12 protein-coding genes are annotated in these 12,190 nt (G+C 71.4%); 2 read left to right on the top strand and 10 right to left on the bottom strand.

The window, feature by feature from the left end; translation table 11 throughout:
- Positions 1-171: 171 nt before the first annotated feature.
- A complete protein-coding gene (locus MXD62_RS11075) occupies positions 172-657 on the bottom strand; it encodes a nuclear transport factor 2 family protein (protein ID WP_248829209.1) in 486 nt (161 codons plus the stop codon).
- Between the two features lie 728 nt (positions 658-1,385).
- Between MXD62_RS11075 and MXD62_RS11070 the strand changes: the two genes are divergently transcribed.
- Positions 1,386-3,347 carry a long-chain fatty acid--CoA ligase gene (locus MXD62_RS11070; RefSeq protein ID WP_248829208.1) on the top strand — a complete coding sequence of 654 codons (1,962 nt, stop codon included), beginning with the start codon at positions 1,386-1,388 and terminating at the stop codon, positions 3,345-3,347.
- A gap of 64 nt (positions 3,348-3,411) precedes the next feature.
- Here MXD62_RS11070 and MXD62_RS11065 read toward each other — a convergent pair whose 3' ends face one another.
- Entirely contained in the window at positions 3,412-3,561 is a 150-nt protein-coding gene (locus MXD62_RS11065) for a hypothetical protein (RefSeq protein WP_248829207.1), read from the bottom strand.
- 64 nt (positions 3,562-3,625) lie between these two features.
- On the opposite strand from MXD62_RS11065, the gene MXD62_RS11060 reads away from it, so the two are divergent.
- Positions 3,626-3,964, top strand: a complete 339-nt coding sequence (locus MXD62_RS11060) for a hypothetical protein (protein WP_248829206.1) — start codon at positions 3,626-3,628, stop codon at positions 3,962-3,964.
- Positions 3,965-4,405: 441 nt separating this feature from the next.
- On the opposite strand, the gene MXD62_RS11055 is transcribed toward MXD62_RS11060, so the two are convergent.
- From MXD62_RS11055 to MXD62_RS11020, 8 genes are all read right to left on the bottom strand, one after another.
- Positions 4,406-4,642: a hypothetical protein gene (locus MXD62_RS11055; RefSeq protein ID WP_248829205.1), complete on the bottom strand. Its 237-nt coding sequence runs from the start codon at positions 4,640-4,642 to the stop codon at positions 4,406-4,408.
- Between the two features lie 476 nt (positions 4,643-5,118).
- Positions 5,119-5,325 (bottom strand): RNA-binding S4 domain-containing protein, encoded by a 207-nt coding sequence (locus MXD62_RS11050; protein ID WP_248829204.1) that lies wholly within the window; start codon positions 5,323-5,325, stop codon positions 5,119-5,121.
- Positions 5,326-5,448: 123 nt separating this feature from the next.
- Positions 5,449-6,660: a cytochrome P450 gene (locus MXD62_RS11045; protein ID WP_248829203.1), complete on the bottom strand. Its 1,212-nt coding sequence runs from the start codon at positions 6,658-6,660 to the stop codon at positions 5,449-5,451.
- Positions 6,661-6,774: 114 nt separating this feature from the next.
- Positions 6,775-7,713, bottom strand: coding sequence for an oxidoreductase (locus tag MXD62_RS11040; protein ID WP_248829202.1), 939 nt, complete (start codon positions 7,711-7,713; stop codon positions 6,775-6,777).
- Between the two features lie 391 nt (positions 7,714-8,104).
- The gene (locus MXD62_RS11035; protein ID WP_071059593.1) at positions 8,105-8,710 is read right to left on the bottom strand and encodes a response regulator transcription factor; all 606 of its coding nucleotides are present in this window, start codon (positions 8,708-8,710) and stop codon (positions 8,105-8,107) included.
- The gene (locus tag MXD62_RS11030; RefSeq protein WP_248829201.1) at positions 8,707-10,110 is read right to left on the bottom strand and encodes a histidine kinase; all 1,404 of its coding nucleotides are present in this window, start codon (positions 10,108-10,110) and stop codon (positions 8,707-8,709) included. Before MXD62_RS11030 ends, MXD62_RS11035 begins: the two co-directional genes overlap by 4 nt.
- A gap of 73 nt (positions 10,111-10,183) precedes the next feature.
- Positions 10,184-11,023 carry an ABC transporter permease gene (locus MXD62_RS11025; protein WP_248829200.1) on the bottom strand — a complete coding sequence of 280 codons (840 nt, stop codon included), beginning with the start codon at positions 11,021-11,023 and terminating at the stop codon, positions 10,184-10,186.
- Positions 11,020-12,189, bottom strand: a complete 1,170-nt coding sequence (locus MXD62_RS11020) for an ABC transporter ATP-binding protein (RefSeq protein WP_248829199.1) — start codon at positions 12,187-12,189, stop codon at positions 11,020-11,022. Before MXD62_RS11020 ends, MXD62_RS11025 begins: the two co-directional genes overlap by 4 nt.
- Position 12,190: the final 1 nt, after the last annotated feature.

Raw genomic sequence — 12,190 nt, 5'->3', positions numbered from 1 at the left:
CCGGCGATCCGCCGTGTGGCGCCACTCGCGTGGCGCCGGTTCCAGTCCGCGTGCGCGAACGGTTCCAGCAAATTCTGCCAGGAGTTCCGCGACGGTGTCCGGGGCGCCGCCGCTGCCCCGGACCGGTGTTTCAGATGCCCCGATTCAGCCGCGCGCAGGGTTTCCATCAGGTTAAGCGTGTCGGGATTGTCTGACCTCGGGAATCGCGTGCCGCGCTGCCGCCGGGGCGCCTACGAGGGCTGGCCGAGACCGCGGATGAACCCGGTGATCCCCGGGCCCCTCCCGCCGGACGGCCTCCGAGTAGTAGCGGCCGCTGGAGATCGTGGTGCCGGCCGGGTCGACGGTCCAGATGACGACCGCCGCCATCTCCATCCCCGTGGCGGTCGCGGTCGTCTCGGTCCGCACCTCGTCCCCGTTGACCGCCGTCCGATGGATCTCGACGGCGAAGCCGGGGTGCGTCTCGAACAGGGTGTTCAGGGTGGCGATCTCCTGGTCACGCCCCCGGAAGCCACAGGCCGGCTGTTGCGGGACGATCATCTCGAAGGCGGGGCCGAGGCAGGCCCTGAGCCCGTCGACGTCCTTTGTGCTGATGGCCCGGAAGAAGCTCTCGACAGGCCGGGGCGGGTCTGCGTCCGAATGAGCCGCAGGTGATGTCACGCTGACATCCCTGCGAGGGGAAGAACGGTCGAGAAGCGGGCGGGACACGTTTCCGGATGGCTGCCGATGAATCGGTGGAGACCTGCCGTTAAAGGCGGTCGAGAAAGCCGTCCTGCGGTCGCGAAATGCAGCCGAACAGTGCGGTTGCGAAATGCGTTCGACGATGGCTGTCGCGGTGACGTTCCCCGTCGCGGTGACGTCGCGGTGACCGCCGGGAATCGATTTCGGCATCGGTGCGCGCGGCGGCGGGGAGAACAAGTTACCTACCGGACCGGGCGGCTCGTCGAGAGGGGTGTCCGCCGGCGCCCCGCGGCGCTTCGTGCGCTGGTCCAGGGCCCTGTCGTCGGACGGAGGGCCGGGCGGAGGGCCGGGCGGAGGACCGTGCGGCCTATCGGATCGACGGGAAGAAAGCATCATAATCCGGGCGTACCGCCAGAATAACCCTGACTGCATCAAATTGGCGTGCCAGGTTTGTGAGCGTTCATTGACAAAGGTGGGGAGATCTGTTTTCCTTCGGGCGGTTGGGCGTCGACGTCCAGGAGGAACACGGTGTTGAAGCGGGCAGGGCTCTGGTCGGCCCCGGCACTCCTGCTAATGCTGGCGGCGGGTGGCTCTTCGTCGAACGTGCGGTCGCCGGCGGCGGCGCGAACAATGGTCGGCCGAACGGCGACCTGACGATGTCACCGGGGCCATGAGCAAGGGTGCATACCGATGGGAGCGGGCGCCACATGGCGGCTGACACGACGACATCCTTCGAGGTGGTCGGCTCGGCCGACGAGGCGGCGGACATCCGGGCCGCGGTCGCCGGCCTGACCGTCCCCACGCTGTTGGCCCGCCAGTGCCGCTCCCGCCCGGACGCGGTGAGCATCCACTGGATGCGCGACGGCGAGTGGCAGGCGTGGACGTGGCGCCAGTACGGCGCGCAGGTCGCGCGGATGGCCGGCGCGCTGGAGCGTCTCGGGTTCGGCCACGGTGACCGGGCGCTGCTGATGACGCACCCGCGGCCGGAGTTCCACGTCATCGACTCCGCCGTGCTCCTGCTCGGCGGCTGCCCTATCTCGATCTACAACTCGTCGCCGGCGGAGCGGGTGCGTCACCTCGCCGCGCACTGCCGGGCCAGCCTCGTCGTCGTCGAGGGACGCGAGCTGCTCGCCCGGGTGCTGGCCGTGCGCGCCGAGCTGCCCGACCTGCGGCACGTCGTCGTCATCGACCCGGCTCCCACCGGCAGCGGCGATACCGGCAGTGAGGCCGCCGGCGGCGAGAACCTCGGCGGCGGGGCCGCCGGTGACGTGCCGCCGGGTGTGCTCCGCTGGGACGACCTGCTCGCGGCCGACCCGGTCGACCTCGAGGCGCGGGCCGCGACCGCCGGCCCCGACGACCCGTGCACCGTGATCTACACCTCGGGGACGACCGGCGTCCCGAAGGGCGTCATGCTGGATCACAGGGCGGTGATCTGGCAGTGCGAGAGCTATCTGCGCCGGCTCGACCGTGACCTGACCAATGCCCGCTGGGTCAGCTACCTCCCGGTGGCACACATCGCGACCCGGTTCTACGCGCAGTACTTCCACGTCTACGCGGGCCTGGAGGACATCACCTGCCCGAACCCGGCGGACGTCGAATCGGTGCTGATCGACCGGCCGCCGCACCTCTTCTTCGCGCCGCCGCGGCTGTGGGAGAAATACCTGATCTCCCTGCGGGAGTGGATCGGCGCCATGGACGACCCGGCCCGCGCGACGCGGCTCACCCGCGCCATGCGGGTCGGCGAGGAGGCGGCGCTGCTCGAGCTCACCGGCGGGGACGTGCCACCCCGGCTCGCCCGGCAACGGGAGGAGCTGCGGCCCGCCGCCCGGGAGCTGCGCGCCCGCCTCGGGCTCGGCGACCTGCTGACCGGGGCGATCGGGGCCGCGCCCGCGAACCCCCAGCTCACCGCGGCGTGGATCGGCCTCGGCGTGCCGATGTTCGAGGGCTACGGGCTGAGCGAGTCGACCGGCATGCTCACGGTCGACCCGTTCGCCTACCGCCTCGGCAGCGTCGGCCGCCCGATGCCCGGCGTCGAGCTGCGCGTCGCGCCGGACGGCGAGCTGCACTTCCGTGCCGGCAGCGCGTTCCGGAGCTACCTGGACGACCCCGAGCAGACCACCGCCGCCGTCGACGCGGAGGGCTGGGTGCGCACCGGTGACCTGGCCACCATCGACGACGGCTACGTCCGGCTGCGGGGACGTAAGAAGGAGCTCATCATCACCGCCGGAGGCGAGAACGTCTCACCTGTGGCGGTCGAGTTCGCGCTCGCGGCGCAGCTGCTGGTGGGGCAGGTGTGCGTGCTCGGCGACGGCCAGCCGGCGCTGGGTGCTCTCGTCGTCCTGGACCCCCAGGCCGCCGCGGTCTGGGCCGGCGTGAACGGGATCCCGTTCACGCACGTCGACGAGCTCGCGGCCGATCCGCGGGTGCTGGCCGAGGTCGGGCGGCAGATCGCCCGGGCCAACGACCTGCTCGTGCGTCAGGAGAAGGTCCGGCGGTTTCACGTGCTGCGCCACGAGTGGCCGCTCGACTCCGACGAGCTCACGCCCACCGCGAAACTCCGCCGCGATCAGATCGCGGCGAAATACCAGGCCGAGATCGCGGCGATGTTCGCGGCGCCCGCCAATGTCGAGGTCATGCCGCGTGCGGTGGCCGCGAACCATTCCTCGTGACTCTCGGGGCACCCGCTGGCTTTCCCCACCTGGCCGCTGACCGCCGGCCCGCTCGTGGCGAAACTCAGATGCGCGGCCGCACGGCCTGCATGATGGCGGCGAGATCCTGCGGGGCGGCGAAGTCGACCAGGGCGTTGGCCATCGAGGTGGTGCCGACCGTGAGTGGTGGGTGACATGTCGGGCGCGTTGTCGGGGTGAGCGTCCGCGCCGGCACCGATTCGGGCCGGTCAGCGCCGCGGCACTTGACAGGATGATCTATCGCGGCCAGGATCGAATGTATGTTCGATCTCCTCGGAGTCCGGCCACGCCCTCGCACCGTCCAGGATGACTCCGTCGCGCCGGGCGAGCGGTTTCCGTCGCAGCGAGTAGCCGATGATTCCCGCCCGCTGTCCGCTCGGGCGTCGAGCGGCCTGCCGCCGAGCGTGGCCCGGGTCGCGGCGCGGACGAGACTGTCCGCCGAACTGCTCGCCGCCATCCTCACCGTCGACGGGCGATCACGGGCGACCCTCGACGACATGGAGCGCGCGGACGCTCTCGCGGACGTGCTTCTCGCCCGCCGCCGGCAGCGGGTCGACCGGCATCGTCCCGAGCTCGCTCGGCCAGCCCGGCACGGTTGACGCGTCAGCCCGCGGTGACGGTCCTGGCCTGACGGATCCGCAGCTGACGCTGTCCACCGTGAAGGTCAGCCCGCCGCCATCGCGGGCGGTAGCCTCGTCACCGCCGTTGTAGCCGCGGCCGGTTGTTCTGCTTGATGCCCGTCGGTATCCGGGTCTCTTCGCCGGCCAGGTGTTCAGGCGCGAGCGGTGATGTCGGCGATCGTAGGTTGCCTACGTAACGCTGCTCCGGTGCGTCACGCCGCCGGGAACTCTCGGACGCTGCACGATGAGTTCCCGGATGAACAGCCGTCCTCTGTGAGGACTTCCTCCAGCGCTTTCTTCACATCGCCGGCCGTTTATCGACATGCCCGGCTGATGGTTTCTCCCGCCGGCCCTCATGCCCACAGCCAGGGGGCCGTGGTGCACACAGCGGTGATCTGGTGCCGATGGGTACGGCCTCGATCAGCTGTGCGAGTGCGCCCAGCGCAGGACCCGGCGACGGATGGGACGCCGCTGCTCGACAGCCTTGCCGGCCAGGTCGAGGCGGGTGCGGACCGTCCGCCGCTCCGGCTGCGCGGTGGTGGCGCCAAGGGACAGGAAGGTCTCCTCGGAACCGAAGTGCCAGGGGTTGTCCGAGCGACGGGTGGCCGGCTTCTCGTACCCGCTGGAGTGAGTGGCGGCATGGATGGCGTTCAGCACGGCGGGCTCCCGGGTGCAGAGAAGGGGCAGGTGATGAGGCGGTCAAATCTCAGCCGCCGTAATTAATAGTGCATGCACCACGGAGTTCTTGTGGGCCCGATCGACGTGACCTCGGACGCACTCGGTAGGGAACCGTGAAAAATGTGACCGACGCCCGTGTCCTGGAACACAATGCGGCCGAAAGGTGTCGCAAGATCGCGACTGCAGGGTTGCGCCGCTCACATTCGGGTCGGCCATCGGTGACCTGTGTCACTAATGGCGGGAATGCGAATTTTGGCGGCATCTCCGGTGGAACGGGCGCCGCCGACGGGCGCGGACCAGGACAGCCTGCGGGCAGCGGGCGGGCAGTGGAGCCCGTTGCCCGCGAGGGTCTGGCACCGGCGCGGGGTCCTGACGACCGGCATCGCCGGGGCACGCCAGCCGATCCGGACGGACAGGCCGCGCCGGGGTCGCGACAGGGTCGTGACGGGGATGGATCAGCCGACGCGCAGCTGCTCGCCGGGCAGCGTCACCTCGTCGCCTGGCCGCAGCTGGCGGCCCCGGCGGGTCTCGACCTCGCCGTTGACGCTGACGCTCCCGCTGGCCAGCACCGCCTTGACCGCCGAACCCACCTCGACGACGTCGGCGAGCTTGAGGAACTGGCCGAGCCGGATAACGTCGCCGTCGATGCTCACTTCACGCATTCCCTCAGCATGCCGGACCGCCGACCGCCAACCACCGACCACCGACCGGACCGGCTGGCGGGAGCCGCGGTCGACGACCGGGCGAGGCCCGCGGCTGGGGTCGTGACGATCAGGTCCGCCGGTTCAGGCGGACGGGTCGAGCTGGAGCGGGAGTGCGACAAGCGAGCGGATCGTCGTCGTGAAGGCTGGCTGGAAGCCGTCCGGAACGCGGTAGTCGGGGATGCGGGCGTGCCATTCGCGCAGGGCGATGCGCAGCTCCAGCCGAGCCAGGTGTGAGCCCAGGCAGCGATGCGGCCCCCGCCCGAACGCGATGTGCCGGTTCGTGTCGCGGTTGAACCGGACGGCCTCAGGCTCGGGGATCTCCCGTTCGTCGGTGTTGGCGGCGCCGAGCAGACCGGTCACTACCTGGCCCTTGCGCACCGGGCAGCCGGCGATCTCGGTGTCCTGGGTCGCGAATCGCGCCACCATCATCACCGGCGACTCCCAGCGGAGCAGCTCCTCCACGGCGTTCGGAATCAGCGTCGGGTCGTTCACCAGCGCATGCCGCCGGTCGGGGTGGAGCGCCAGGTGCAGCATCATGCAGTCCAGCGAGGCCGAGACGGTGTCCAGGCCGGCGACGAGGAAAAGGAAACAGATGTCGAGGATGTCCTCGTGGCTGAGGCGTGCGCCCTCGACCTCGGTCTGCAGGAAGCGGCTGACGATGTCCTCGCCCGGGGTGGAGCGCCGGTCGGCGATGACGGCGTCGAAGTACTCGTAGATCGACGCCGCGGTCGTCTTCAACAGGGCAACCGAATCCTCGTGGCCTCGAGGCCGCCCGGTGATCGACTCGGGCCGGATGAAGCCGTCCTTCATTTCAAGGAAGGTGGGGAGCTCGCCGAGCGGAAGCCCCAGCAGGGCGAGGAAGACCTGCGACGGGAACCGCAGCGAGAACTGCTGTACGAAGTCCACCTCACTCTCGGTGGCGATCGCATCGACGAGGCCGCGGGCCAGCTCGGTGATCGGCCCTTCCATCTCCTTCATGCGCTGCGGGGAGAAGAGCGGGTCAAGGATCCTGCGGTACTCACGGTGTTTCGGCGGGTCGATCTGCAGGGGGATCAACGGCCGCTCGGTGCCCGTCTGGGCCACGCCGACTCCGGAGGAGAAGACCTCGGGGTTTGTGAGCAGTGTTGCGATGTCCGCGCTCCGGGTGACCAGTACCCCCCTTTCGCCCAGCGAAATCGCGCGCTGGGCGCGTAACCCGGGGAAGACGGCCTGTGGAGCCGTCAGGAACGCAGGGTTCTCCATGGGATTTCCCGACTCGGGTGCCGTACCCGACGCCGCACTGTCAGTCGACATGTGAGCTCCTCGCCGTAGGCTGCGACGAATTTATACCAAGTATAAAAACGTCGCAACCTGGCGAAGTGGGCCCGCCGCGCCGTCGCCCGCTGCCGGCGGGTGCCGCGGCGCCGCTCAGAGCGGGTAGGTCACCGTGGTCAGCCGCTCGGACAGTTCCCACAGACGTTCGGCGGTCCCGGTGTCCCGCGACGCGGCGTTGGAGGTGACCAGGACCGGGTGGCCGGTCATCTTCAGCAGCCCGGACGGCCCGTAGTACTCGCCACCCCTCGTCGATGGATCAACCGCCGCGCGCAGAAGGGGCAGGGAGCCTTTGAACGCCGAGTGGACGATGGGGTTGGGGATGTGGTCGACGACCTTCTTGAGTTTCCGCTGGACCGGGCTGGGGTTGCCTCCGACCTCCGTGTTCGCGCCACCAGGATGCGCGGCGACGGACCGTGCCGATTTTCCCGCCGCCGTCAGCCGGCGCTGCAGCTCATAGGTGAACAGCAGGTTCGCGAGTTTCGATCGGGCGTAGGCCCGGAACGGCCGGTACTTCTGGGTCAGGTCGAGGTCGTCGAAATCGATCTTTCCCATCCGGTGCCCGTTGCTGCTGACCGTCACTATGCGGCCGGCGTCGGAGGCCGTCACGGCTCCCAGGACGAGCCCGGTAAAGGCGAAGTGGCCGAGGTGGTTGATACCGAAGTGCTGTTCGAAGCCGTCCTCGGTCCTGTCCTGGGGCAGCAACATGACGCCCGCGTTGTTGATGAGCAGGTCGATGACGGGGCGCTCCGTGACCAGCGCGTCGGCGGCCTTGCGGACCGAGGTGAGCGAGCTGAGATCCATCTGCAGTACTGAGACGTCCGCCTCGGGCACGGCGATCCGGATGGTGTCCAGGGCGTCCTGTGCCTTGACCGGGTTACGGCAGGCCATCACCACTGTCGCGCCGCGCCCGGCGAGCAGCCTGGCGGCCTCGAAGCCGATTCCGGAGTTCGCGCCGGTGACGACGGCCGTCCGCCCGTTCAGGTCGGGAACGTCGGCCGCACTCCAACGCCGCCGCTCAGGCGCTTCCGCCATGACGACCTCCGCGATCGATACAGGGCGAGGATCTCCGCCCATCTGATGGGAAACCCCGTGACCATATCGAGACCACTGGCAGCACACTACAGGCACTGGTCCGCGTGTGATTCCCATAGCCCACGCGCTCGCGCATGCCAGGCCCAGCACCAGACAGACCGTCGCCGTCCTGCTTCGGTGGCGGACGTCCGCCCGGCGCGTTCTCGGACCCGCTGCCCGCATACCGGCGTCGCGGTATCCCTGCCATTCGGCGCGCGTCGAGCGACTGGCCTGGAAATTGGCGCCGAAATAGCCACTGGCCGAGCGGGCCCCGCTGCGGTCCCGTAGTGGCCCCGTAGGCGGCAGGCCACCCGCTCCCTCGATGCTCATCCCCGGCCGGCGGTGCCTCGGGTCAGATCCAGCCGCGGGCGCGGGCGAGCTGGACGGCCTCGTGCCGGTTGACGGCGCCCAGCTTCGCGGCAGCCGATGACAGGTAATTGCGTACCGTGCCCCGAGACAGAGCGGCCCGGGCCGCGATCTCCTCGACCGGTGCGCCGCCGGCGGCCAGCTCGAGGACTTCGGCCTCACGCGAGGTCAACGGGCTCTCGCCGGCCGCGATCGCCTCCGCGGCCAGCTCCGGGTCCACGTAGCGGCCGCCACCGTGCACCGCCCGGACCACGTCGGCGAGGACCTGCGCGGAGACGGTCTTCGGAAGGAAGCCGCGCGCCCCCGCCGCGAGCGCCTGCTTGAGATAACCGGGACGTCCGTGGCTGGTCACGATCACGTTGGCGCACCCGGGGACCTCGGCGCGCATCGCCTGGGTGACGGCGATGCCGTCCATGCCCGGCATCTGCAGGTCCAACAGCGCGACGTCGGGGCGGTGTAGCCGTCCCATGGCCAGCGCCTCGGGCCCGGACGCGGCCTGGGCGACAACCGCCATGTCGTCCTCCATGGCCAGCAGTGCCGCCAGCGCGCCGCGGATGAGGTTCTCGTCGTCGGCAAGCAGAACCCGGATCACGGCTGCGCCTCGGCCGCGGTGGGTGCGGGTCCCGGTGCCGTGACCGGGCCGTCCGAGACATCGTCCGGGACGGCGAGCCGAACCTCCAGGACGAAGCAGCCCCCGGATTCCCGGGCCACGCTGAGAACGCCGCGCAGGCCGGCGAGCCGCTCGCCCAGACCGGCCAGGCCGCTGCCCGCCGTGGGTCTGGGCCCAGGCCCCGCGACGGGCCCTGGGTTCGGGGCCGCGCCGGGTCGCGGGGCGTGCTGGCTGGCGGTGCCCGCCGCGGCCGGCGGCACACCGTCGTTGGTGATCCGCAGTACCGCGGTGCGTGCGCGCCCGGGCCCGACACGCACATCGAGGTCGACGGTGCAGGTGGTGGCCGCGCTGTGCCGGATCACGTTGGTGGTGGCCTCGCGGACGACCCAGCCCAACGCGGTCTGAGCGGAGGGGGGCAACGCCCGGTCGAGGGCCTCCTGGCTGACACCTCCGGTGATCTGACAGGCCACCCCCGCCGAGCGCAACAGCGCCCGGGCGCCGGCGAGTTCCGCGCCCAGGTCGGCCCGGCGGTAGCCGTCGACAACCGCGCGCATCTCGCGCAGCGAGTCGTGGGCGACCTGGCGAACCTCCAGCATGCGTTCCGCCGCGGCAGCGTCTCCGTGCTCGGCCAGGCGTGCGGCGAGCTCGCTCTGGACGGCCATCAGCGACAGGTTCCGGCCCAGCACGTCGTGCAGGTCCCGGGCGAACCGCAGCCGCTCCTCGGCCACGGCGAGGCTGGTGTGGACCGCCCGGGACCGATCTATCTCCCACACCACGCCGAGCATCCAGGTCGAGACCCGGTAGGTCAGCGCCACCAGCACAATCGGGTACGCGTAGTACCCGGCCGCCTGGAGCGGTGTGACTTCGGGGCCCACGTCGGCCGCCGGCGCCACGGCTTCCACCATGGCCTGGATCAGGGCGCAGCCGGCGGCGCCCACCACCACGCAGGCGAGCAGCGACGGTGTCCGCAGCAGTGGCGCGACCGCCGCGGTTGACGCGCCACCGGCGATCATCGTCACGATGAGCGTGACCGGCATGCCACCGCCGCCGGGATCGGCGTCGAACCCGGGGATGGCGGTGCCCATCGCGGCCAGGACGACCGCGCCCGCGGCCACCCCGGCGACCAGCGGGGCCGCTGCCCGCCGCCCGCCCAGATGGGCCGCGAGCCCGGCGCGCAACAGCACCACACAGGCCACGGCGTGCAACGCGGACACGACGAGGAGCCCACCGGCGGCCAGCCCCCAGGCACCCGGCCGGGAGCTGATCGCCAGCAGCACCAGCCCCGGCTCGGTGGCGGAGAACAGGTACAGCGGCCACCGGGTGATGGCGTCCATGCGCTCGGCGCTGCCGCGCTCGCGCCACCAGCGCCACCACCCGGTCATGGAACCCACCGTGTCATGCCCCGCCCGCCGGGTGGACCATCGGACACCCGACAGCCGGCGGCGGGCGAACCGGTCAACGGCGCGGCTCCCACCGGAACCACCGCCGCGCCGCCCAACCGGCGGCGACCACCCACGCCACCAGCACCAGGGCCGGCGGCACCGCCGCTTCGAACGAGCCGGTGAAGTCGACGGTGCGGCCGTCGCCCGCAGCGCCGGTCAGGCCGAGTCGCATCAGATCGACCACCGGGGTCAGCGGCAGCATCCGGGCGGCCAGCTCCCACGGCGCGGCCAGCGCGTCGAGCGGGACGAGCAGCCCGGACAGGACGAGCGGCACGACCAGCACCGGCATCGTCGTCACCTGGGCCATCTCGACGCTGCGGGTCACCGTGGTGCTGAGCGCGGCCAGCGCCACGAAGACGGCCGTGCCAAGGACGATGGCGACCACCACGAGCAGCGGGTTCACCGGCGCGGCCAGATCGGACAGCGCCGCCGTGACCGCGGCCGCCACGAAGATCTGCGCCCAGGCCACCGCGACGGCCGGAGCCGCCGTCCCGGCCAGGATCTCGAGGTCACCGGCCTCACCGGCGCGCAACCGTTTGAGCACCAGGTCCTCGCGCCGGGCCACCAGCGCGGTGACCAGGTTGTAGTACACGGCGGCCAGGAGCACGACCGCCGTGATCGCGGTGAGGGCGGCCGCCCCGGCACGGGTCGATCGGCCGCCCTCGACCGGGACCGACATGACCACCGGAATCAGGCTCACCGGTGTTCCGAGCGCGATGAGCAGCGCAACGGCGTTCCGGCGTAGCAGCACCATCTCGGCGCGGCCCAGCGACCTGACCCGACGCGCCGCACCGGAGCCGCCCGTCCCCGGAAGCGGGCGTGCCGGCGCGGCACCCTCGCTCGCTCCGCTCACGCCGCTCGCTCCGCCGCCGCATCCGGTCGGGCCTGGCGGCCGGGCTGGTCGACCTCGCCGGGGAGCGAACCGCCGGAACCGTCCACAGCGACCTCGGAACGGGCCACGGCGAGAAACGCCTCCTCGAGCGACGCCGACCGGGCATTGAGGTTGCGCAACCGCACCCCGTTCCGGTCGCCCCAGGCCAGCAGCATCGTGAGGGTCCGCTGGAGATCCGCGGTGGTCAGCAGAACCCCGCTTCCGCAGCCGCCGCCACCCCCGCCTCCGTCGCCGCTCCCACTCCCACTCCCGTCGCTGTCACTGCCGCCTCCGTCGCCGCTCCCGCCACTGCCCTTGCCCTTGCCTTTGCCCTTGCGGCCACCGAACCACGCCTCGGTCAGGTGCAGCCGCGCGCCGGGGAACTCCGGCAGCTCCACGGGGAGTCCGGCGTCGAGCTCGAACGTGATACGGGCGGGTTGCGCCGCGACGACCTCGGCCGGTGTGCCCGTCCGCACGATCCGGCCCCGATGCATGATCGCCAGCTGGTCCGCCAGCGTCTCGGCCTCCTCGAGATAGTGGGTGGTGAGCAGCACGGTCGTTCCCGCCGTGACCAGGCCCTCGACCCCGTCCCAGGTCGCCCGGCGGCTCTGCGGATCCAGACCGGTCGTCGGCTCGTCGAGGAACAGCACCTCGGGCCGGCCAAGGACGGCCGCCGCGAAGTCGAGCCGGCGCCGCTCGCCGCCGGACAGCTGCCGGACGCGAATCCCCGCCCGATCGCGCATGCCGGCCAGCTCGAGTGCCTCGTCCACCGGACGCGGCGACGTCAGCGTGCCGGCCCATGCCCTGATCGCCTCCGCGACTGTCAGGTCGGCGGGGAAAGCCCCGGACTGGAGCATGATCCCGATCCGGGGCCGCACCAGGCGCCTGTCCCGGAACGGGTCACGCCCGAGCACCCGGACGGTGCCGGTGCTCGGCCGGGCCAGGCCCTCGAGCACCTCCAGGAGGGAGGTCTTCCCCGCGCCGTTGGTGCCCAGCAGAGCGAACAGGCAGCCGCGAGGCACCACGAAGGCCACCCCCCGGACCGCGTCGTGGCCGCGCCGCCCCACCGGACCGTAACGACGCCAGAGATTCCCGGCGGTGATGACGCCGGCGTTTTCGTCCATGTCCTTGTTCATGACCTCGAGCATC

This window comes from Frankia sp. Mgl5 (assembly GCF_023242985.1).
Classification (GTDB): Bacteria; Actinomycetota; Actinomycetes; order Frankiales; family Frankiaceae; genus Parafrankia; species Parafrankia soli.
The sequence above is the reverse complement of the archived record's forward strand: the minus strand, read 5'-3'. Positions and strand labels throughout refer to the sequence as shown.